The 22,189-nt window shown below is 29.5% G+C and carries 21 protein-coding genes and 1 riboswitch; of the genes, 13 read left to right on the top strand and 8 right to left on the bottom strand.

Going from position 1 to position 22,189, the window contains the following annotated elements; translation table 11 throughout:
- Positions 1 to 180 precede the first annotated feature (180 nt).
- Complete coding sequence (locus tag Q0958_RS18650; protein WP_235275157.1) at positions 181 to 861, bottom strand: DNA-binding response regulator; 681 nt, start codon at positions 859 to 861, stop codon at positions 181 to 183.
- Between the two features lie 174 nt (positions 862 to 1,035).
- On the opposite strand from Q0958_RS18650, the gene Q0958_RS18645 reads away from it, so the two are divergent.
- From Q0958_RS18645 to Q0958_RS18625, 5 genes are all read left to right on the top strand, one after another.
- A complete protein-coding gene (locus Q0958_RS18645) occupies positions 1,036 to 2,574 on the top strand; it encodes a YifB family Mg chelatase-like AAA ATPase (RefSeq protein ID WP_299126021.1) in 1,539 nt (512 codons plus the stop codon).
- A 76-nt stretch (positions 2,575 to 2,650) separates the two neighbouring features.
- Positions 2,651 to 3,658 (top strand): TlpA disulfide reductase family protein, encoded by a 1,008-nt coding sequence (locus Q0958_RS18640; RefSeq protein ID WP_299126019.1) that lies wholly within the window; start codon positions 2,651 to 2,653, stop codon positions 3,656 to 3,658.
- 107 nt (positions 3,659 to 3,765) lie between these two features.
- Positions 3,766 to 4,044, top strand: coding sequence for a hypothetical protein (locus tag Q0958_RS18635; protein ID WP_299126017.1), 279 nt, complete (start codon positions 3,766 to 3,768; stop codon positions 4,042 to 4,044).
- Between the two features lie 108 nt (positions 4,045 to 4,152).
- Positions 4,153 to 4,659, top strand: coding sequence for a ferritin (locus Q0958_RS18630; protein ID WP_299126015.1), 507 nt, complete (start codon positions 4,153 to 4,155; stop codon positions 4,657 to 4,659).
- Between the two features lie 120 nt (positions 4,660 to 4,779).
- On the top strand, positions 4,780 to 8,598 hold the full coding sequence (locus Q0958_RS18625) for a T9SS type B sorting domain-containing protein (protein ID WP_299126012.1): 3,819 nt from the start codon (positions 4,780 to 4,782) through the stop codon (positions 8,596 to 8,598).
- 55 nt (positions 8,599 to 8,653) lie between these two features.
- Here Q0958_RS18625 and ahcY read toward each other — a convergent pair whose 3' ends face one another.
- Complete coding sequence (gene ahcY / locus Q0958_RS18620; RefSeq protein ID WP_299126010.1) at positions 8,654 to 9,970, bottom strand: adenosylhomocysteinase; 1,317 nt, start codon at positions 9,968 to 9,970, stop codon at positions 8,654 to 8,656.
- Between the two features lie 63 nt (positions 9,971 to 10,033).
- On the opposite strand from ahcY, the gene Q0958_RS18615 reads away from it, so the two are divergent.
- The 6 genes from Q0958_RS18615 (at position 10,034) to Q0958_RS18590 (ending at position 15,314) form a co-directional block, all read left to right on the top strand.
- The gene (locus Q0958_RS18615) at positions 10,034 to 10,660 is read left to right on the top strand and encodes a 4'-phosphopantetheinyl transferase superfamily protein (protein ID WP_299126009.1); all 627 of its coding nucleotides are present in this window, start codon (positions 10,034 to 10,036) and stop codon (positions 10,658 to 10,660) included.
- Positions 10,661 to 10,730: 70 nt separating this feature from the next.
- Positions 10,731 to 10,991: a thiamine-binding protein gene (locus Q0958_RS18610; protein WP_272151282.1), complete on the top strand. Its 261-nt coding sequence runs from the start codon at positions 10,731 to 10,733 to the stop codon at positions 10,989 to 10,991.
- Positions 10,975 to 11,607, top strand: a complete 633-nt coding sequence (pnuC, locus tag Q0958_RS18605) for a nicotinamide riboside transporter PnuC (protein WP_299126005.1) — start codon at positions 10,975 to 10,977, stop codon at positions 11,605 to 11,607. The genes Q0958_RS18610 and pnuC overlap by 17 nt, the downstream gene beginning before the upstream one ends.
- Positions 11,568 to 12,221, top strand: a complete 654-nt coding sequence (locus tag Q0958_RS18600) for an ATP-binding protein (RefSeq protein WP_299126003.1) — start codon at positions 11,568 to 11,570, stop codon at positions 12,219 to 12,221. Before pnuC ends, Q0958_RS18600 begins: the two co-directional genes overlap by 40 nt.
- A 1-nt stretch (position 12,222) precedes the next feature.
- Positions 12,223 to 12,627, top strand: a complete 405-nt coding sequence (arfB, locus tag Q0958_RS18595) for an alternative ribosome rescue aminoacyl-tRNA hydrolase ArfB (RefSeq protein WP_299126001.1) — start codon at positions 12,223 to 12,225, stop codon at positions 12,625 to 12,627.
- A gap of 87 nt (positions 12,628 to 12,714) precedes the next feature.
- A riboswitch (TPP riboswitch) is annotated at positions 12,715 to 12,807 on the top strand.
- A gap of 161 nt (positions 12,808 to 12,968) precedes the next feature.
- Positions 12,969 to 15,314 (top strand): TonB-dependent receptor, encoded by a 2,346-nt coding sequence (locus Q0958_RS18590; protein ID WP_299125998.1) that lies wholly within the window; start codon positions 12,969 to 12,971, stop codon positions 15,312 to 15,314.
- Positions 15,315 to 15,386: 72 nt separating this feature from the next.
- Here the strand turns inward: Q0958_RS18590 and Q0958_RS18585 are convergent, their stop codons facing one another.
- The gene (locus tag Q0958_RS18585) at positions 15,387 to 17,561 is read right to left on the bottom strand and encodes a DUF5916 domain-containing protein (protein ID WP_299125995.1); all 2,175 of its coding nucleotides are present in this window, start codon (positions 17,559 to 17,561) and stop codon (positions 15,387 to 15,389) included.
- Between the two features lie 482 nt (positions 17,562 to 18,043).
- Between Q0958_RS18585 and Q0958_RS18580 the strand changes: the two genes are divergently transcribed.
- The gene (locus tag Q0958_RS18580) at positions 18,044 to 18,850 is read left to right on the top strand and encodes a histidine kinase (protein WP_299125992.1); all 807 of its coding nucleotides are present in this window, start codon (positions 18,044 to 18,046) and stop codon (positions 18,848 to 18,850) included.
- A complete protein-coding gene (locus tag Q0958_RS18575; RefSeq protein WP_299125990.1) occupies positions 18,847 to 19,551 on the top strand; it encodes a LytTR family DNA-binding domain-containing protein in 705 nt (234 codons plus the stop codon). The genes Q0958_RS18580 and Q0958_RS18575 overlap by 4 nt, the downstream gene beginning before the upstream one ends.
- 385 nt (positions 19,552 to 19,936) lie before the next feature.
- On the opposite strand, the gene Q0958_RS18570 is transcribed toward Q0958_RS18575, so the two are convergent.
- The 5 genes from Q0958_RS18570 to Q0958_RS18550 are packed head-to-tail and all read right to left on the bottom strand — an operon-like array spanning position 19,937 to position 22,188.
- Positions 19,937 to 20,344: a hypothetical protein gene (locus Q0958_RS18570; protein WP_299125988.1), complete on the bottom strand. Its 408-nt coding sequence runs from the start codon at positions 20,342 to 20,344 to the stop codon at positions 19,937 to 19,939.
- Between the two features lie 51 nt (positions 20,345 to 20,395).
- Entirely contained in the window at positions 20,396 to 20,740 is a 345-nt protein-coding gene (locus Q0958_RS18565) for a hypothetical protein (protein ID WP_299125985.1), read from the bottom strand.
- A gap of 35 nt (positions 20,741 to 20,775) precedes the next feature.
- Positions 20,776 to 21,192 (bottom strand): hypothetical protein, encoded by a 417-nt coding sequence (locus Q0958_RS18560; protein WP_299125982.1) that lies wholly within the window; start codon positions 21,190 to 21,192, stop codon positions 20,776 to 20,778.
- A 7-nt stretch (positions 21,193 to 21,199) separates the two neighbouring features.
- Positions 21,200 to 21,715 (bottom strand): ClbS/DfsB family four-helix bundle protein, encoded by a 516-nt coding sequence (locus tag Q0958_RS18555; protein WP_299125979.1) that lies wholly within the window; start codon positions 21,713 to 21,715, stop codon positions 21,200 to 21,202.
- A gap of 47 nt (positions 21,716 to 21,762) precedes the next feature.
- A complete protein-coding gene (locus Q0958_RS18550) occupies positions 21,763 to 22,188 on the bottom strand; it encodes a hypothetical protein (RefSeq protein ID WP_299125977.1) in 426 nt (141 codons plus the stop codon).
- Position 22,189: the final 1 nt, after the last annotated feature.

Here is a 22,189-nt window from a genome sequence, read left to right as displayed (position 1 = left end):
TGTCAAAGGATATGCGATTTTTTCGTAATAATCTTTGTACTAAATTGATTAATGTGTCTTTCAAAAGTTATATTTTTTAGAGTAGCTATTTTTAGTTTTCTCCAAAGCTATTTTTAAACCTTCAAAAAAACCTCTAAAAAACCATAAAAAAAGTAAGGTTTTACCTTACTTTTTATTATTTTATATAACACCTATCTCTCTCGCCTTCAATATTAACTCCCTGTCTCCCTTATTTTTAACACCAAAAACTTTACGTAATTGACGCTTTCTCTTTTCAATACTCGCTACAGAAAGGGGTATATAATTAGGTAGGTCTTTCATTCTTGAACCTATGGACAATTCGTACAATATTTTCCTATCCATAGAATCTAATAAATATTCATTTGAAATCTTTTTTCTCAACAACTTTAAAACAGTTCTACTATAATAAGGTGTTTCGCTTACCACAGAGGCTATGGCCTCTTGAAAACTATCAGAAGTTAAGTCTTTTTTAATTAAAAAACCTTCAGGGTTTAGATTTTTAAAAATACTATGTACCATATAATTATCATTGCATGAAGTTGATACAATTAGTTTGGTTGTGGGCAATAGTTTTCTAACCAAAATTCCAAAATCCAAACCTGATAATATTCTTTTATCTTCCGTAGGTGGGAGTTTTAACTCTAAGATAATAAAGTCTAAATATGACTCTGTTTCTATTATTCTTTTAACAACATCAAACGCTCCTTCATAATTATAGGCTACATCGATATTGAACAAGTAAATCTCGGTATCTTTAAAAGGGGTTAATATTTCTTTATATTTTTCACATATAAGCGGACAACTATCTACAATCAATGTAGATTTTTTCTCTTTTTCCATAATAATATAGTTTCGGGGGATCTAATTTCATAATAGACTAAATAATATTCTATTAACTAACTCATAACTTTAATTTTACGACTTGAAAGTTATAGAAAGAATTTCACTTATACAAAAAAGCATAAAATAAACCTTCAAAAAAATTCTTTATCTTTAACAAAAAAGAAAAAAGCTATGTTAGTAAAAGTCTATGGAAGTGCTGTTTTTGGCATTGATGCCACCATAATAATTGTTGAAGTAAATATTGATAAAGGAATTGGCTATCATCTTGTTGGCTTACCCGACAATGCTGTACGGGAAAGTTCTTACCGAATTTCAGCTGCACTACACAATAACGGTTATAAATTCCCTGGTAAAAAAATTATAGTTAATATGGCTCCTGCAGATATTAGAAAAGAAGGAGCAGCTTACGATTTAACTTTAGCTATAGGAATACTTGCCGCTTCTAATCAAATACAATTTGAAGGTATAGATAAGTATGTTATTATGGGAGAACTTTCTTTAGATGGAAGTTTACAACCTATAAAAGGAGCCTTACCTATTGCTATTAAAGCTCGAGAAGAAGGCTTTAAATATTTTATTTTACCTCAAGAAAATGCAAAAGAAGCTGCAATTGTAGATGGCATTGAAGTCTTTGGTGTACATAATATCATGGAAGTAATTAATCATTTTAATGGTATTGAACAGTTAAAAGCTACTTGTATTAACACCCAAGCCGAGTTTGATAATCGAACAAATACTTCTGAATTTGATTTTTCTGATGTAAAAGGACAGGAAAGTATTAAAAGATGCATGGAAATAGCAGCAGCTGGTGGACATAATATTATTTTAATTGGACCTCCAGGGGCAGGAAAAACAATGTTAGCTAAAAGACTTCCATCTATATTACCTCCTATGACTTTACAAGAAGCATTAGAAACAACAAAAATACATTCTGTTGTAGGTAAAATAAAAAATTCTGGACTTCAATATAATCGTCCTTTTAGATCACCTCATCATAGTTGTTCCGATATTGCTCTTATTGGTGGCGGAAATAATTTACCACAACCAGGAGAAATATCACTTGCACATAATGGCGTCCTCTTTTTAGATGAATTACCTGAATTTAAACGTGGCGTTTTAGAAGTAATGCGACAACCATTAGAAGATAGAGAAGTAACTATATCTAGAGCTCGATTTACTGTAAATTATCCAAGTAGTTTTATGCTTGTTGCTAGCATGAACCCTAGTCCTTCTGGATATTTCAATGATGGTAACTCTCCTGCAAATTCATCGCCTGCAGAAATGCAACGTTATTTAAGTAAAATCTCTGGCCCTTTATTGGATAGAATTGATATTCATATCGAAGTAACCCCTGTTCCTTTTAAAAAACTATCAGAAGATGTAAAAAGTGAGACAAGTGTTGAAATTAGAAAAAGAGTTGTAAAAGCTAGAGAAATCCAAACTAAACGATTTTCTTCTTTTGATACTATTCATTATAATGCTCAAATGAATGTAAAGCAAATTCGTGAATTTTGTAAATTATCAGAAGAAAGTAATGAGTTACTAAAAAGAGCTATGGAAAAACTAAGTCTTTCTGCAAGAGCTTATGATCGAATTTTAAAAGTTTCTCGTACTATTGCCGATTTGGCTTTATCTAATGATATTCAATCACATCATATCTCAGAAGCTATCCAATATAGAAGTTTAGATAGAGAAGGTTGGTTAGGGTAATTTAGCACTCCCGTTATTCTAAATTTAAAATTAGTAATTTAGTACGCTACAAACCTTAAATTAAACTTAACAACTAATGAAAAAAATAGTTTATTTACTGGCTGTTGCCATGACTATTGTTTCTTGTAAAAAAGAACCTAACAATTATGTTACTTTTTCAGGAAAAATCACCAATAAAAACTCTGATTCTATATTAATTTCTAATCCTCAATTAAAATTTAGTCGTACTATTAAAGTTGATGACCAAGGGATGTTTAAAGACACAATGAATGTCAAAAATGGATTTTATCGTCTTTTTGACGGACAAAAATCTACTGCTTTATATTTGAAAAATGGTGCTATAATTAACATGACCTTAAATGGAAATGAGTTTTATGAAAGTATCGCTTATACAGGTGAAGGAGCTTCAGAAAGTAGTTTTTTAGCTAAATCTACTTTACTAGAACAAGAACTTTTTAAAAATCAATCGCTTTTTAATTTACCTCAAAAAGAGTTTGACACTAAAATAAACGCTTTTGTTGATGCCTTTAATAAAAGAATTAAAGAAACAAAACTAGATTCTGCTTTTGTTGCAGCTCAAGAGAAAAACATTAATGGTTTAACCCAATATGTAAAAAAAACTCATGCTAATAATTTATATGTTACCACTAAATTAGCTCAAGGTGCTGAATCTCCTAAATTTGTGGATTATGAAAATTATAAAGGAGGGACCACTTCTTTAGATGATTTAAAAGGTAAATATGTTTATATAGATATGTGGGCTACATGGTGTAATCCTTGTAAACGAGAAATTCCTTACTTACAAAAAGTTGAGAAACAATTCCATGGTAAAAACATTGAATTTGTAAGTATTTCTGTTGATAGCGAAAGAGATTATGAAACTTGGAAAAAAATGGTTGCTGATAAAAACTTATCAGGAATTCAACTATACTCGAAAAGAGATAAAACTTTTGCTGATGCTTATAGAGTGAACAGTATCCCTCGTTTTATTTTAATTGACCCTCAAGGAAAAATTGTTACTGCAAATGCTCCTAGACCATCTAGTCCAAAATTAATTGAGTTATTTACATCTTTAAAGATCTAATTCAATAGTATATTTAAAAATAAAAAGCTCGTCAATTGACGAGCTTTTTATTTTATTACTTTCAGTTATTCTTCTTTAGATTCATTAAAAATAATTATCTTTGCTGCATGAATTTTTCAGTAAAAGAAACCTTATACAAAATCTCTTGTGAAGATCGCAACTGCTACCAATTAGATTTGGGTTATAAAGTAATTGATTTTACTTTTTGTCAATTATTAGCATTTCGAAAAAAGATACTTCACTATTCTTCATATGAATTAATAGAAAATATTATTGAAGGAGATAATTTTATACTTCTTTTTGCTGCCGATAATAAGCATCTTTTATTACTAGATGTACCTCAAATTTTAGAGTTAAGAGAAACTGTATTATCTGCTTTTAAATAAAAATAGACCTTTACTAAGACTATTTTTAAATTAAGCTCCTCTCCTTTTTTAAGGCTATTTATTCTGTATCTTTATCCTAGTTACCAGCAACACTAAAAATAAGATAATATGGAAACAGCAATAAGAAGAGATATGATTTTAGATGTAGAGGTAGTGGATTTGCTAAACCATCAAATAATGATGGAGCAAAAAGCCTCTTCTAAATATTTAGCAATGGCATCATGGTGCGATCAAAGAGAACTTAGAAATAGTGCTACTTACTTTTATAACCAAGCAGAAGAAGAAAGAGCACATATGATGAAAATATTCAAATTTGTTAATGATAATGGTGGTAGTGCTTTATCTCCAACTGTAGATACTATTACTCATGAATATGAAAGTTTACGAGCAGTTTTTGAAGCTTCTTTAGATGCAGAAATTGAAGTAACAAAATCTATTCACCATGCATTTAAAACTGCAAGAAAAGTAAGCGATTTTACTTCTGAAATCTTTTTACAATGGTTTGTTACTGAACAAGCTGAAGAGGAAGAAAAAGTAAGAGATATTTTAGATATGATAGACCTAATGGATGATATGCCTTTAAAAATGGTTGATGAACGTATTCCTACAGAATAAAACTTCTTATTCTATTATAAATAATAATAAAAACCGCAACAAAAGTTGCGGTTTTTATTATTTACATAGTTTATAAATTATATTCAGAATCTTATATTTGCCATTCTAAAAACATTAGCTATGAAAAAGAAGTTATACTTTCTTGCGTTTTTATTCAGTTTTTTTCTCAACGCACAAAACAACAATAATTGCTGGACATTAATTCACAATAGTGTTGATATATATAATGGTCAATATAACAATAATGAATTCCCTGGCTACCACGACCCTCAAACAACTGATTTACAAGAAGTAAGTAATGGTTTTTTAACTACAGGCCAATACAACAAACAAGTTTTTGATTCAAATGACAATAATACTTATAATAATTTAAAAGATAAAGATGGAAGTTATTTGACAAAACATGATTACAATGGAAATCTTAAATGGGTTGTGTATACTGAAAAAAGCACTACTTCATATAGAGATGTTATGTTTGGATCTTCAGAAGACAAAGAAGGAAATATATATGTGATTGGACATTCTTTTGATGGTACTTTTTTTGACTCTAAAGGAACAGAAATAACTTTTAAAAACTCAACTAACCTTTTATATGGAGGCTTTATAATTAAACTCAATGAAAACGGAGAAATCTTGTGGTATATTATTATTGATAATGTTTATAGCAAAAAAATAAATATTGATAATGATAATAATATCCTACTGAGTGGAGATATTTTGGCTTACAATAATACTAAGTTTAATTTTTATTTAAACGGAATTCAAACCAATAGTTTATCTCACTTTGAAACAATGGGTAACAATAGTAACTATGTTAATCGGGGAGTTTTAAAAATAAACCCTGAAGGAAAATTAATTTGGTATACAGCTATTAAAACCTCTGGACCAAACAGTGAATTTTTAATAGATATTGGAAATGATAAAAACAATAATGTATATGTAACTGGTTATTGTAGTTCAAAAGTAGAAATATATTCAGCAGGAAAAACTAACAATCCAAACACTATTAATTGGGCTGGTGTTGACACGAAAACATTTTTAATAAAATTTAATAGAAATGGTGAATTTTTATGGAGTGTAAAAAGTTTATTGAATGATTCTAAAATTAATGGTGTAACAGCTTGGTCTACAATTGTGGATGATGCAGGAAATTCTTACATATCTGGATCAAATGATAGATGGAGAAAAGATGTTAATCATATCTTCGAAAATACTGATGGAACTATCACCTCTGAAAACGTTGGTACTTTTTTTATTGCCAAAGTAAATAATAAGGGTATCTGTGAATGGATTAAAGGTGCAGCACATTCTTATTCTGGAACTGGGTATAAAACAATAATATCTGAAAACGAAGTAATAACAATAGGTTCTGTAGCTGCTTTTGGAAATCAAATTGAAGATGTAAAATTCTTGAGTACAGATGGTAATCATATCCAAGGATCCTTTTATTCTAGTGACTATTTTTTAACTGTTTATGATTTTGATGGAAATATAAAACGTGTTATAACTAACGGAATTAATAAAGACTCAAGTTTTTGGGGAAGAATAAGTGGTTTTTTTAAGAGTTCTATTAATGAAAATTATTATTTGAGTAGAAATTTATACTTTAACTCTAATTCTTCTCAAGAATATCAAAACTTTGGGCATATTATTAAGACAAGTGATGGTAATGAATATGAAGGAACAATAACTAGATTTAACGAGAAATGTAGTCTTATACTCGGTAATACTATCAATCAAAATATCCCACCATTATCGATTTGTGATAACATTTCTTTTGGTACTAATTCTGATGGAATTATTCAAATTGATTTAACCCAAAACGAAAATGAAATTTTAATTAATGAAACTTTATCGGATTATCAAATATCATATTATAAAGATAAAAACCTAACAAAACTAATTTCTAATCCAAAAGTTTATATAAACTCAACACAAAAAGAAACTATTTATATAAAAGCAAAACATTTATCTGACTCATCAAAATCTGGTACAACTTCTTTTATTATTAATGTTATGGATTTACCTAACTCAATTAATTCAATTACATTAAAACAATGTGACAATGAAGACATTAATGGATTTACTAGTTTTAATTTAAACGAAACAAAAACTAAAATAATATCTAATTCAGAAAATTATACTATTACTTTTTTTAAAGAGAAGAATCTTGCCGAAAATAATATTGACCCTATATTAAATCCCTCTACTTATACAAATCAGGTAATAAGTAATGATAAGGTTTGGGCAAGAGTTGAAAATAACAATGGATGCTTTAATATTAGTGAAGTGAATTTAATTATTTCTACCACTCAAATTCCAAACTCTTTTTCAAAGATTTTTTATCAATGTGATAATGGTACAGACACTAAAGACGGAATTGCGTCGTTTGATTTTAGTTCTGTTACTCAAGAAGTAATCAATTTATTTCCAAGTAATCAAGACTTGATTATAAAATATTATAAAAATGAAAATGATGCTTTATCTGAGTCAAATGAGATAACAAACATTAGTAATCATCAAAATACCGAATCGCCTAATAGTCAAAATATTTACATAAGAGTAGACAATAAACTAAATAATGATTGTTTAGCTTTAGGACATCATATTACATTAAATGTAGAAAAACCTCCTATTGCAAATTCGGTAACAATAAACCCAGAATGTGATAATGATAAAGATGGAATATTTGATTTTGACACATCTACTATTCATAAAACAATTATTGGTAATCAAACTAATGTAACTGTAAAATATTTTGATAAGGATAATAATCCTTTGCCTAGTCCACTACCTAACCCTTTTTCTACCTCTACACAAACAGTTACAGCTAGAGTTTTAAATACAGTATCAAAAGTCCCTAATGGTCAATGTTATGATGAAACATTAATTAACTTTCTAGTTAATACAACACCTACTTTAAGTAGAGTTCCTGCACAAAAAAAATGTGATCGTGATTTTGATGGCATTGAAAGTTTTGATACTTCAGCAATAGAAAATACTTTACTAGGAAATCAGACAGGCATGGTAGTAAAATATTTTGATGAAAATAATAACCCTTTGCCTAGTCCATTGCCAAACCCTTTTACTTCTTCAACACAAACTATAAGAGTGAGGGTTGAAAACCCTAAATATTCATTATGTTTTAATGAAACAACTATTGATTTTATTGTTAATGAAAAGCCTTATTTCGAATTAGATACTCAAACCATTATTTGTACTAATATTAATTCATCAATAGACATGACAGTACTAAATCCTAAAGGAAATTATTATTATACATGGAAAGATGAAAATGGTAATATTATTAGTAATGATATAAAAGCCAAAGCATCCAAAGGAGGAAACTATTTTGTAACAGCTATTTCTAATTTTGGTTGTGAATCCGACACAAAAAGCATTCAAGTAATAGAGTCTAGTATTTCTTCAATTACTGTTAATGATTTAGAAATCACCGATGATTCAGAGAATAATAGTATTAAAATAAACACCTCAAATATTGGTTCAGGAAATTATGAATTCAGTTTATTAGATTCTAATTCAAATACAATATATGATTTTCAAAAAGTTCCTTTTTTTGATAATTTAAGAGGTGGTATTTATACTATACTTATAAAAGATATAAATAAGTGTGGTGTACAGTCCTTTGTAATTTCTATAATTAGTTATCCTAAGTTTTTTACTCCAAATCAAGATGGTGTTAATGATACTTGGCATATTTTAGGTATAGGAAAAAGCTTTTACAAAAATGGAAATGTAAAAATTTATAATCGTTTTGGTAAGCTATTAAAAACTTTATCTATAGATAGTTCTGGATGGGATGGTACTTCTGATGGAGTAAAACTACCTTCTAATGACTATTGGTTTTATGCTGAACTTACTGACCCAAAAGGTATAGTAATTACAAAAAAAGGCAGCTTTAGTTTAATCAGAAAGTAAATAAAAAAGGTTCGTATTTTCATACGAACCTTTTTCTATTTCTATACTATATATTTTAGTATCTGTAGTGTTCCGGTTTAAACGGACCTTCAACAGTTACTCCAATATAAGATGCTTGCTCTTCACGTAATTCAGTTAACTCTACACCAATTTTAGCTAAGTGTAATTTTGCTACTTTCTCATCTAAGTGCTTTGGTAACATGTATACTTCGTTCTTGTATGCATCAGCATTGTTCCATAACTCAATTTGAGCTAATGTCTGGTTTGTAAATGAGTTAGACATTACAAAACTTGGGTGACCTGTAGCACATCCTAAGTTTACTAAACGTCCTTCTGCTAAAATAATAATATCGTTTCCATTAACGTTATATTTATCTACCTGAGGCTTAATAGTATCTTTAGTATCACCATAGTTCTCATTTAACCAAGCCATGTCAATTTCATTATCAAAGTGTCCAATGTTACAAACAATTGCTTTATCTTTCATCGCTTCGAAATGACGTCCTTGAACGATATCTTTATTTCCTGTAGTAGTAATAATAATATCAGAATTTCCAACAACAGTTTCTAATTTCTTAACTTCAAAACCGTCCATAGCAGCTTGTAAAGCACAAATTGGATCAATCTCAGTAACAGTTACAATAGAACCAGCTCCTTTAAAAGAAGCAGCAGTACCTTTACCTACATCTCCATAACCACAAACAGTTACACGCTTACCTGCTAACATAATATCAGTTGCTCTACGAATTGCATCAACAGCAGATTCTTTACATCCATATTTGTTATCAAATTTAGATTTAGTAACAGAATCGTTAACGTTAATTGCTGGCATTGGTAAAGTTCCGTTCTTTACTCTTTCGTATAAACGGTGAACTCCTGTAGTTGTTTCTTCAGACAATCCGTTGATTCCTTCTGCTAACTCAGGATATTTATCTAACACCATGTTAGTTAAATCTCCACCATCATCTAAAATCATATTTAATGGTTGCTTATCTTCTCCAAAGAATAATGTTTGTTCAATACACCAATCAAACTCTTCTTCAGTCATATCTTTCCAAGCGTATACTGGCGTTCCAGCAGCAGCAATTGCAGCAGCAGCTTGATCTTGTGTAGAAAAAATATTACAAGAACTCCAAGTAACCTCAGCTCCTAAAGCTTGTAAAGTTTCAATTAAAACCGCAGTTTGAATCGTCATGTGTAAACATCCTGCAATTCTTGCTCCCTTTAATGGTTGCTCATCTTTATATTCTTCACGTAAACTCATTAAACCTGGCATTTCAGCTTCTGCCAATTTAATTTCTTTTCTTCCCCAATCAGCTAAAGAAATATCTTTAACTTTGTAAGGAACGTATGCAGCGGTTTTTGTGCTCATATTTTTGTATATTTATGTATCTAAATTTTTGAATCGCAAAATTACGAAATAACTTTCTAAAATATGCCTATTCACAAAACATTAACGGTAAACGACACTTCTAAAGTATTGATTTGGAAGATTGAAGAGTCTTTTGAAGATTTATCTAAAGACATTGAACTTACGCAAAGTAGCTCTGAACGTGTTAATAACATGAAGTCTGATTTACACAGAAGAGGCTTTTTAAGTGTTCGTCAATTGCTAAAAGAAGTAGGTTATACTGATGCCGATTTAGTCTATGATGAGTATGGTAAACCACATTTAAAAGACGGAAACTTTATTTCTATTACACATTCTTTTACTTTTTCGGGTATTATCATTTCGAGTAAAAAGCCTGTAGGAATAGACATTGAGAAGCAACGCGACAAAATTGTAAAAATTGCACATAAATTTACTCCTATTGAAGAATATAAATCGATAGCCAACCACGATGCTTTGGTGAGTAAATTAACTATTGTTTGGGGCGCTAAAGAAAGTTTGTATAAAATTTATGGAAAGAAAAAATTACTCTTCTTAGAAAACATTTATATAGAAGACTTCTCTTTTGACACCAATCAAACTACCGGTAAAATTTTATACGAAGGTGTAACTTCTGAATACGATATTCACTTCTTAGAAACGGAAGGGTTTACTTGTGTGTATGCTAGTTAAAATTTAGGATTTTTAAAAACCTATATTATAGCATACTACACTATCTTTGTTCTCCTAATTTATTTTTACAATGAAAATATCTGTTGAATTGACTTTGACTCCTCTTCAAAATGAGTTTGAACAGCCTATTATCGACTTTATAAAAAAGTTAAGAGCATCTGGATTAACCATTCTTGAAAATCCTTTAAGTACTCAAGTGTATGGTGACTATGATAAAGTAATGCAATTAATTACTTCCGAATTAAAAAATTCATTTGAATTGATAGATAATGGAATCTTATTAATGAAAATTGTAAAATCTGACCGTAGCGATTATGAGCCAAATTTTTGATTTCCTTTTTGGACAATACGCCACTTATGACCCTTTAGATGTTTGGCTAGAAATTATAGCTGTTATTTTCGGTTTTCTATCTGTTTGGTATTCTAAACAGAATAAAATTTGGGTTTTCCCTACCGGAATGATTAGCACTTCTATATTTGTTTACTTATTACTCAAATGGCAACTATTAGGAGATATGATGATTAATGGATATTATTTTATCATGAGTGTTTATGGTTGGTATATTTGGACTCGTAGGGTTGATGAAACTCATGTTACCCCTATATCGAGAACAACAACGAAGGAAAAGAAAACAAGTATTATTATTTTTATAACAACTCTAGTTTTTGTGTATGGTGTATACACTTATTTCGACAAATGGAATAATTGGACAGCATATGTAGACACCATTACCACTGCCGTATTTTTTGTTGGAATGTGGTTAATGGCGAGAAGAAAAATAGAAAACTGGATCTATTGGATTATTGGAGATTTAATTTCTATACCACTATATCTATACAAAGGATTCACTTTTACTAGTTTTCAATATTTAATTTTTACCTTTATTGCCGTTTCAGGTTACTTAGCATGGAAAAAGCACTTAGACAACAAAACATCAACCTTGTAAAGGTTGTTTTATTCGGACCAGAAAGCACTGGAAAAACTACACTTTCAGGGCAATTAGCGCGTCATTATAATACCGTTTGGGCTCCTGAATTTGCACGTGATTATTTACAAGACAAATGGAACAACGAACGTAAAGTTTGTGAACAAAAAGATATTATTCCTATTGCAAAGGGTCAAATAAAATTAGAAAACGATTTAGCTAAAAAAGCGGATAAAATTTTAATTTGTGATACCGACTTATTAGAAACTAAAGTATACTCTGAAGAATATTATGGAGGTTTTGTAGACCCTATTCTTGATGAAGCTGCTGTTGAAAACACCTACGATATTTATTTCTTAACCTACATTGATACTCCTTGGGAAGCTGACGATTTACGCGACAGACCTGAACAACGTTTAGAAATGTTTACTGCTTTTGAAAACACTTTAAAGAAATACAATCGTCCTTATGTTTTATTGAAAGGAGATAAAGAAACACGTTTTAAAAAGGCAGTAGAGATTATTGATGAAATACTTTCTAAGAAAGAAAACTTATATTCTTTTTCTGATACCTTAACAGATTTAGACATGCATTTTATGCATCAGAATATAGATACTACCGATTATTCTTTATAATATGTATATCCCAGAACTACTAAAAGAATTAAACTTTAAAGCTATTCGTAGTTCTGGTGCTGGTGGTCAACATGTGAATAAAGTCTCTTCTAAAATTGAATTAACTTTCGATTTAGAAAACTCTAAATTTTTATCTTCTGAAGAAAAACAGCTATTGGTTAAGAACCTCTCTAATCGTTTAACGAAAGAACATACGCTCGTTCTTTTTTGTGATGAAACTAGAAGTCAACACGCCAATAAAGAACTTGCTATAAAACGTTTTCTTGACATCATAAAACAAGGTTTAAAGAAACCTAAGATTAGAAAAGCTACTAAACCTAGTAGAAGTTCAATCTTAAAAAAGGCAGAAAACAAAAAGCAGCATTCACTAAAAAAAACACTTCGAAAGAAACCAAGGCTCGACTAGCATTTTACTTCTATAAAATAACTGATTATTTAGAAAAATTCTCAATTGTTTGTATGCTATTATAAAAAACCGCTTTACCTTTGCACCGTTCTCGTAAAGGGGTGCCCAATATAGGCTGAGATCATACCCAATGAACCTAGAACAGGTAATGCTGTTTAGGGATTTAATTGTTATTACAAAGTGAGGTAAATTTACCTTATAATTAATACTAATGAAGTAATATCTTCATTATAAGACTCTGTAATAACCAAACAATTATTCAAACCAAAACAACGAATAATTACCTCTTTTTATTCAATTTTATTTTAGAAAAAATGAGACCTATGTCTTTTATTAAAAAAATGAAGATTTTATCTTCTCTAATGCTATTATTTGCAGCGTTTAATGCAAATTCTCAAAACTTTATCCTATCTGGTAAAGTAGTGAATAGCCAACAAGAACCTCTTGTAGGGGCAACTGTTGCTGTAAAAAGCTTAAAAAAAGGAACTTCTTCCGATTTTGAAGGAGGTTTTAAATTAAGCCTTGCCAAAGGAACCTATAATGTTACCGTTTCGTATGTTGGTTTTAAAACCATAACTCAAAAAGTTGATATTACAGCTAACCAAACAGTAAACTTTCAATTAACATCTGATGCAAATGTTTTAGATGAAGTATTAGTATCAGCAGTACGTGTAAAGGCTGATGCTCCTGTAACGCATTCTAATTTAACTAAGAAAGAAATTGCAAAACGTAACTTAGGACAAGACATTCCTATTTTAATGAATTATTTACCAAACGTTGTTTCTTCTTCTGATGCAGGTGCTGGTATTGGTTATACGTACATTCGAGTTCGTGGTTCTGATGCTTCTCGTGTAAATGTTACTGTAAATGGTATTCCATATAACGATGCTGAAAGCCAAGGTACATTCTGGGTAAATATGGGAGACTTTGCTTCTTCTACTCAAAGTTTACAATTACAACGTGGTGTGGGTACCTCAACAAACGGTTCTGGTGCATTTGGGGCTAGTTTAAATATATTAACTGATGCTGTTGCTGAAGAAGCTGGTGGAGAAATTTCTAACTCTTTTGGTTCTTATGGAACTAGAAAACACACTGTAAAATTTACTACTGGTAAAGTAAACGAGCATTTCGAATTTGCTGGACGTTTATCTAACATCTATTCTGATGGATATATTGATAAAGCTTTTACCGATTTAAAATCGTACTTTTTACAAGGAAGTTATACAGATGATAATACTTTAATTAAAGCTTTAGTTTTTGGAGGTAAAGAAAAAACTTTCCAAGCTTGGGCAGGAATTGATCTTAAACAATTACAAACAAACAGAAGATTCAATCCTTATACATACGATAACGAAACTGATAACTATCAACAAGACCACTACCAATTACACTGGAATGAAAAAATCAACAAAAATTGGTCTACTAATATTGGTTTAAACTATACACGTGGTAAAGGTTATTTTGAACAATTCAAAGCTGGTAGAAATGCTGCTGATTATAACAATTTAATTGTTGACGGAAGTGATGTTATCGTAAGAAGATGGTTAGATAACCATTTCTATGTTGCAAACGGAAACGTAACATATAAAAAAGATAATTTAGAAATTATTACTGGTGGTTCTTATAGTAAATATGATAACGATCATTACGGAGAAGTAATTTGGGGAAGCGATTTAGCTCCTAATGTAAATATTAGAGATCACTACTATGATAGTGCTTCAAAAAAAACAGATTTAAGTATTTTTTCTAAAGCTACTTTTAATGTTACCGATAACTTAAAAGCTTTTGTAGATATTCAAGGAAGGTTTGTTAATTATAAAACCTCTGGTTTAACTTCTGATAGAGTTCCTATTAATGTAGACAAAGATTATAACTTCTTTAATCCTAAAGCTGGTTTAACATATAAAGTGAATGATGAGCATAGTTTATATGTTTCGTATGCAAAAGCAAATAGAGAACCAAATAGAAATGACTTTGAAGGAGGAAATTCTAAACATGAAAGCTTAGACGATTACGAATTAGGTTGGCGTTTATCTACTCCTGTAGCTAAGATAAATACCAATGTATATTATATGGATTACCAAAACCAATTAATTTTAACAGGAGCTATTGATCCTAACACAGGAGAACCTTTAAGAGCTTCTAGTGGTAGCAGTTATAGATTAGGTATAGAAATAGATGCTGATCTTAAATTATCTGAACAAATTTCTATGCGCCCAAACATTGCTTTTAGTAAAAACATCAATAGAGATTATCACGCTAAAATTGACGGAGTTTTACAAAACTTAGGAAACACTACAATTACTTTTTCTCCAGATATTGTTTTCGGAAATGCATTTGTATACAAACCATTAAAAAACTTACAATTAGCTTTCTTATATAAATATGTTGGAAAACAGTTTATGAGTAATTTAGATAGTAGAGTTTCTGATTTAGATGTATTAGAAGGGTTTTATACAGGTGATTTAAATTTTGTCTATGAAATTCAAATAAATAAAATATTTAAATCGGTTGTATTTACTGCTTTGATAAACAATATTTTTAACAAAGAGTATGTAGATAGAGGTTATTATTATACGTATGACGATGATTGGACTAACCCTGGTACTACTAAAACTGTGGATGGTTCTGGATATTATCCTCAAGCAACTAGAAACTTTTTAATAGGTGCTACCTTAAAGTTTTAAATGGGAAAAATGCTTTGAATAAACTATGAAACCTAAGAGCCATACAATTGTATGGCTCTTTTTTGTTCAATACTAAAAATCGAATCTATAATTCATTTTAAAAGCTACTCCCCAGTTTTGCCTTGAAATCTCTTGATTAAAATTATCTGAAATTACCAAATAGATATAAGACAATGGTTTGTACTCCCATTGTAATCTTGAGTTTACATTAAAATTATCAAACTGTGTATTGTATTGCACATAAGTTGTCCAATTTAATCGGTTAGAAAAGAATACTTCACCTGAGAATCTAGCTAAATGGAAAGTATCATTTCCCAATTCATTTAAATCAATATCATTACGTTCGTATCTTACATATAATCGTGCTAAAGGCATTAATTTATAATCTACTCTTGCGATTAAACGATCTCTAGAACCTCCATAATACCCCCCCAATTCATAACTTCCATTAAACTCTAATTTTCTATTTCTTGTAGTGCGATACCCAGCAGAAAATCGATAATAGTTATAAATACCTGGCTGTATATAATTTCCATTTCTTAGAGGATCAAAAGCATACTTTAAATTAACATAATTATGCCCAACTCCTCCGTAAATTAGGGAGCTATCATTAAATAATAAGTCGTTATTAATATTGGTTGAAGACTGAGTAACTACTCCTTCCTCATCAAAATAGGTATTGTTTGAAAACCCTAAGTATTTATAAGAGTTAATCTTTTTAGAATCCTTTGGAAAATAAGTCAAACTCAATCGTCCAATAGCTTGTGTATATCCTTCTCTGACTATTGTTTGATTAATTGCATCATAATTATCTAGTCTTGGAACAAATCCAACATCGGTAATGTAATTTCTTCCTACTTTTCTTACAGAGGTTTTCCAAGATGTTTTTAAGCTATTATACCAAAGACTTAAACTATAAAACTTATTATCTCCAGACACATTACTCGTAAAACTCTGGGCATAATTTGCCAATCCTGTCCATTTATTATTCTTTGAATTGTAGTTTACATTCAATCCTGCTACCCTATTGTAATCATTCAAAAATGAAAAACCATCAGTTTCTTGTCTGTTAATTATGAATCCTGTTGTTCTAAAAACATTCGATAATTGTTGCTCTACTACTAATGCTCCATAATTTTGAGCTGGCTTCGTATCTTCTTTCTTTGTAGCCACATTCAAGACTCCTAATCGTGTTTTCTTTGCTACATTTCCTGATAGTTTTAAACCAAATAAGATATCAGTTTCTGCTCCTATTCTTCTAGAGTAAAACGGATTTACACCACTTACACCTAATGAGGTAAATAAATCGCTATTTTCTATAAAGAAATTACGTCGCTCTGGAAAGAATACTGCAAAACGACTTAAGTTAGTAACTTGTGTATCTACATCTATTTGCGAAAAATCTGGATTAAGCGTGGCATCTAATTTTAAAGAAGAACTTACATTGTATTGAAAATCTAAACTTGGCTTTACATTAGAGTCTTCTGTTTTATTTACCAAGCTCTCCTGATAATCCATGGTTAATGATGGCGTTACTGTGAATTTTGTAGGCTTATTATTTGATAAGTTTTCAACTTCAAAAGGTTCTGAGAAACGTAAATCAAATTGTGAAAAATTACGGTCTATTTTAGTACTCGTAATCCATTCATTTGTTTTAATATCTCTAGCATGAAACATAATTCCCCAATTAGGACTGTCTTCTTTATACCCTAAAGCTTTTAATGGAATTTCAATTTCGTATATTTTTTGATTTCCTTTTACTGAGGTTTTAGCATTCCAAATTGTATTCCAGCTCCTACTAATCCAATATCCACTTCCTTTTCTAGATACCAATGCATCAATTAAAGCACCTCCCATATTCACAATAAAAAAATACCCTGATTGTTGTTGGTTATAGGTGTCAATAATAATAGCAAAAGAGTCACTGTTTCCTCCAGAGTTGGCTATATCATCTCGTTTTAACGATCCTATTTGTATCTGATCTGTTACGTCATAATATATAGCACTTATGTATAGTTTTTTACCATTGTGAAACATCTTTACTTCCATTTGTTTTGATGCTACACTTCCATTCTTAGGCATATAATCAATAAAATTCCCATGTACATCTAACTGTTCCCAAATAGGTTCATTTAATTCACCATCTAGTTTAATGGTAGTATTGCTAAATACAATTCTATCTTGCTTTTGAGCTTGTGTATTAAAAACTCCTAATAGCAGGAGCATGAATAAAACAATTCTTTTCATTTTTTAAATTTCAATAATTAAACATATTGCTTGGATTGCTAAAGTATCCTGAGAAAGAATTGCTTTAAAAAAAGTAGACTAAGCAGCTATTTTAGCCTCTTGAAACTCATGAAGCATCAAATTTTGTTTTAGTCTATGATATTTATCTATTAAGCTACCTAAATTCATATTTAAGCTACTTTTAGTTTTCAATGTTATATATATCGTATTTTAGTCGCTTAATGGGTAGAACAAAAAAAATAGCTTCTTTAATTAAGATTCCCCTAATACGTCATTTGTTATTTTGGTTAGGGATTTTCTCCTATTTCTTAATTACACTAGAAGCTTCTTATTTTAGGAGTTACTATCAAGGTCTTGAGTCGCGATTAATTCTGTTATCAATACAAATTATAATTGCCTATTGTATACTTTACATACTCATCCCTTATTTTTTAACCCCTAAGAAATACATCCAATTTAGCTTTTTCTTACTCATACTACTTATGTTTAATTATGCCCTTTTTGTTAGTATTCAAGAGTTTTGGCATCTACCAAGGTATTTTGACAAAACACAAAACAATACGGATTACGATTCTATGAAAGGCTTTTTGGATCATATTTTTAAAATTCAAATTATAGTAAGTAAATCGGTAAAGTTTTTAACACCAACAATTATATTATTAATCATAAAGTTTTATAACGAGCAACAACGTTTCCTTAAAATAAACGAGCAAAAAAAAGCTACAGAATTAACTACATTAAAGCATCAATTAAATCCACACTTTTTATTTAATACGTTAAATAACTTATACGCATTAACTATAGAAAAATCGGATGAAGCTCCTGAAGTTATTGAAAAGCTTTCTGAAATGTTAGACTATATGTTATATGGATGTAATGAGAAATTTGTGCCTTTACAAAAGGAAATTGATTTGATAAAAAACTACTTGGCTTTAGAGAAAATACGCTATGGTAATCGTGTTATAATTCAATTAAATACTCCTGAAAATTCTAGTGCTAAGATCGCTCCTTTAATTTTATTAACCTTTATTGAAAATGCTTTTAAACATGGGGTTTCACAAGAGTTGAATAAAGCTTTTATTCATATCAATATTGAATTAGAGGAAACTATGATTCATTTTAAAATTGAAAACTCTATTGCTAAAAATAAAATACCATCTCGAAAAGAAAGTATTGGTATTAGTAATGTTAAAAAGCAATTAGAATTATTGTATGCAGACACTTACTCTTTAACTATTCTAGAGGAAAACGATAATTTTAATGTTGATTTAAAAATTCCGATTAAATGACCTACAAATGTTTAATTATTGATGATGAAGAGCTAGCAAGAAGGTTACTTAAAAATCATTTAATGCAATTGGATGATTTTGAATTGGTGGCTTCTTGTGCCAGTGCAATTGAAGCAAGTAAGTTTTTACAAGAAAACACTATCGATCTTTTGTTTTTAGACATTGAAATGCCAGTTTTAAAGGGAATTGATTTTTATAAAAATCTACTCCATAAACCTAAAGTAATATTTACTACTGCTTATAGAGATTATGCTATTGACGGTTTTGAACTAAATGCTGTTGATTATATTTTAAAACCTATAACCTTTCAACGTTTTTTTAATGCGATTGAAAAGTTTAGAGCACTACAAATAATAAATACCTCAACTCCTATAATTGCTAGTTTACCTGAAAACAATGCTTCCTTTATTTATATAAGGAAAGATAGAAAGCAAGTTAAAGTTAATTTTGAAGACATCTTATATATTGAAAGCTTAAAAGATTATATCAAAATTCATTTGGCTAATGAACATCATATTACCAAAACCAGTATTTCGGCTTTTTTACAAAAGCTAGATCATCGTTTTATTCGGATACATCGTTCTTATATTATTAATAAAAATAAGATTACTGCTTATACTAAAAACGATATTGAAATTGGACGTATGGAAATTCCTATTGGCGATAATTATAGGAAAGACATTGATGCCTTTTTAAATTAAGTTTACCTTTAAAAACAATATTACTACCGTTTATTACAAAAAAGCTTCCGTTTATGAATTCTCTCTATATAAAAGCTTTTTTAACTCCTACATTTAGTTGCCTCTACCTCTGTATTAAATCAGCAACTAATATATGTGGGAACCGCCTAAAAAGCTATTATTCTTATTAATTTTAATCTCTATTATCTTAAGTATTGTTTCTTGCTTTCTAATCGATTGGAACAACTTTAATAAAAACATTATCTCGGCTGTAGAAGAGTTAAGTTTAACCTATGCTTTTATCTATTTTTTATTTCAACTTATCTCTAGTATCTATAAAAACAAGTAGGATATTTATTCTTTTGTAGAATCTATTAAAAATAGATTCCTTAAGTTTTACATTCTGTTATTTTTCATAACTCTTTTGCATTACTTCCCATAAATTTCGAATAAACGGTGTTACTTCCCAACAGTCATTAATATCTATATCCTCTTCATAACAGCCCCAATAAAAGATAGTATATTCATGAATTGTTTTATCGAACAGTAATCTAGTACTTATTTCATTCCAATATTTTTGTAAATCATCTTTATTGCTTTGATCAGTTGTTGCTTGTATCATTATTTGCATTAATACAAACTTTTGATCTTCATCAGTTAGCTTATCATAATGTTTAATATACTTTTCTATATCATTTGGATTAGCCACTTCATAAGACCAATCTTGCATCAAATCACTATATGGTAACTCTAATGTTTTTGCTAAACTAGTAATAGCACCTCTAGTTCCACATCTAAATTTTGGTTCTTCCATATTCACCTTTTTAATAAACTAGATAAATTTAGTATTCTCTTTAAATAACCCTTACTTATGAAATAGCACTGGTTTTCTTAGATATGCCGCAAAGATTGTTGCTATAACAATTAAAACAGTAACTTCATAAGGCTTGCCCTTATACATATGAACAAAGACTATGAAAGTCATATAAAGCGCTAAAAAAGTAGTTCCAATTACTAATGTTTTATGATATAAAAACAAGAGAACAGAAATTAACAAAAAGATTCCTGTTACAGTCATTATAGTACTATTGGCTATAACTTTACCTGTTTGATTTGGATTCAAAATTTTATCTAATCCGTTTGCTATGTAAATAAGTACAATTACAAACGAAGGCAACCATGTTAGTACAATTTTTAAAACTTTATTCATTTTATGCAATTTTTATAAGTGAAAGTACAGTGTATTTAGTTAATATTCCAACTTTGATTTGTTCTTATAGTGTATGTTCCTGTAAACCAATTAATAGTTACTAAATCAACCTTTACTTTTTCACATCCTAAACATTCATTTATTTTCTTGTTAAACTCTTTAGATATAATATTATTTTTTCTAGAACTGAAAGAGAAAACTACTTCCTCATTTTTATCAATTGCTAAAATTCTAAATCCAATAATTTTATAGTTAATTCTTCTACTATTTAAGAAATCAGACTTCAATTGTATTGAATCTAATTGTTTTGGTATCAAACTGTTTTTAAATAATATAATCTTTGCATCTGATGATTTTTTAAATCCTTCATTTATTTTTTCCCTCTCTTCAAAACTTTGAGAAAAACTACAAAAGGAAAGAAATACAAAAAGAAGTATAAGAGTCTTTTTCATATTATAATTAGATTTTAATTTCACGATATTTTTTCCACTTCCTTACTCTACTTCTAGCGTTTTTATAAGGTGACGAAGTATTTAATTGTATCATTTTACCTTGAGTCCATTTGTCATACCAAGGCTTTTCATATAAAGCCGTGTTTTCAGTATTTTTTACCAAAGACAGAATTTCGTTAACAATGGTATCTAATTTACTTAACAATGTTTGATAATCGAGGTGTTCATAGTCCGAATAAAACTTTTGAGCAAGCTTTCCTAATTCGTTCCATTTATAACCTGTTTCTGGGAAATCTACCGTTTCACCTTTTTCCTTTTTCTCGTGCCATTTTAATACTAGCACTCCCCAACCAATAAGATAAGCTACCAAATCAGAAACACTCATTTGTGTTCCTTTAGCATGTCCTTCCAGTTCTTTCTTTTTAGTTAACTCAAACGGAACTGTTTCCAAATCTTTTTTTAGTTTGGAATAATTGTTTTCTATTTCAAAAACTAACTCTTCTTTATTTTTAGGAACTGCCATTGAGGTTTATTTCACTTTTTATATTTATCATTATTATCAAACAATCATCACCATCTTTTTGCTAACTCTTCATAGTTCCTATCATAAAACAAGAGAAAAGCGTCTAACGCGTCTTGTTTGGTTTGCTCTGGAATAATACTACAAAAGTTTTCATCGTAATAATCGTATTCAACTAACCCAAACCATTTTTTCTTTTTTCTAGTTATAGGTCTTTTATAACAAACATAAAACTCATATTCCTCTAATTGCCCTACTATAGATGCAAATACTGCATTTTCTTTTTCATCTTCAATAGTAAGTGAAGGAGAACTATCTACCTGATTCTCATTTGCATTTAGTTGCAATTTCAATAACTCCAACCATTGAAAACTCTCAAACTTATCAATAAACTCTTCTTTTGTCAAAAATTGTTCATTAACTATGTAAGACTTCAGCGGATGAGATTCAGAATATTTTAATTTTAGTTTTTTCAAT

The organism is uncultured Tenacibaculum sp., from assembly GCF_947499065.1.
In the GTDB taxonomy this organism is placed as follows: Bacteria; Bacteroidota; Bacteroidia; order Flavobacteriales; family Flavobacteriaceae; genus Polaribacter.
Note: the sequence above shows the minus strand (reverse complement) of the source record. Positions and strands in the feature narration are given on the sequence as shown.

Bases quoted from the DNA above. Each gene is read 5' to 3' on its own strand.
- Q0958_RS18565 (WP_299125985.1), bottom strand. From the start codon at position 20,740: ATGAATAAAGTTTTAAAAATTGTACTAACATGGTTGCCTTCGTTTGTA.
- Q0958_RS18615 (WP_299126009.1), top strand. From the start codon at position 10,034: ATGCCTATTCACAAAACATTAACGGTAAACGACACTTCTAAAGTATTG.
- Q0958_RS18635 (WP_299126017.1), top strand. From the start codon at position 3,766: ATGAATTTTTCAGTAAAAGAAACCTTATACAAAATCTCTTGTGAAGAT.
- Q0958_RS18650 (WP_235275157.1), bottom strand. From the start codon at position 861: ATGGAAAAAGAGAAAAAATCTACATTGATTGTAGATAGTTGTCCGCTT.
- pnuC (WP_299126005.1), top strand. From the start codon at position 10,975: ATGAGCCAAATTTTTGATTTCCTTTTTGGACAATACGCCACTTATGAC.
- arfB (WP_299126001.1), top strand. From the start codon at position 12,223: ATGTATATCCCAGAACTACTAAAAGAATTAAACTTTAAAGCTATTCGT.
- Q0958_RS18580 (WP_299125992.1), top strand. From the start codon at position 18,044: ATGTTTAATTATGCCCTTTTTGTTAGTATTCAAGAGTTTTGGCATCTA.
- Q0958_RS18600 (WP_299126003.1), top strand. From the start codon at position 11,568: ATGGAAAAAGCACTTAGACAACAAAACATCAACCTTGTAAAGGTTGTT.
- Q0958_RS18625 (WP_299126012.1), top strand. From the start codon at position 4,780: ATGAAAAAGAAGTTATACTTTCTTGCGTTTTTATTCAGTTTTTTTCTC.
- Q0958_RS18585 (WP_299125995.1), bottom strand. From the start codon at position 17,561: ATGAAAAGAATTGTTTTATTCATGCTCCTGCTATTAGGAGTTTTTAAT.
- Q0958_RS18645 (WP_299126021.1), top strand. From the start codon at position 1,036: ATGTTAGTAAAAGTCTATGGAAGTGCTGTTTTTGGCATTGATGCCACC.
- ahcY (WP_299126010.1), bottom strand. From the start codon at position 9,970: ATGAGCACAAAAACCGCTGCATACGTTCCTTACAAAGTTAAAGATATT.
- Q0958_RS18610 (WP_272151282.1), top strand. From the start codon at position 10,731: ATGAAAATATCTGTTGAATTGACTTTGACTCCTCTTCAAAATGAGTTT.
- Q0958_RS18630 (WP_299126015.1), top strand. From the start codon at position 4,153: ATGGAAACAGCAATAAGAAGAGATATGATTTTAGATGTAGAGGTAGTG.
- Q0958_RS18570 (WP_299125988.1), bottom strand. From the start codon at position 20,344: ATGGAAGAACCAAAATTTAGATGTGGAACTAGAGGTGCTATTACTAGT.
- Q0958_RS18575 (WP_299125990.1), top strand. From the start codon at position 18,847: ATGACCTACAAATGTTTAATTATTGATGATGAAGAGCTAGCAAGAAGG.
- Q0958_RS18590 (WP_299125998.1), top strand. From the start codon at position 12,969: ATGAAGATTTTATCTTCTCTAATGCTATTATTTGCAGCGTTTAATGCA.
- Q0958_RS18555 (WP_299125979.1), bottom strand. From the start codon at position 21,715: ATGGCAGTTCCTAAAAATAAAGAAGAGTTAGTTTTTGAAATAGAAAAC.
- Q0958_RS18560 (WP_299125982.1), bottom strand. From the start codon at position 21,192: ATGAAAAAGACTCTTATACTTCTTTTTGTATTTCTTTCCTTTTGTAGT.
- Q0958_RS18640 (WP_299126019.1), top strand. From the start codon at position 2,651: ATGAAAAAAATAGTTTATTTACTGGCTGTTGCCATGACTATTGTTTCT.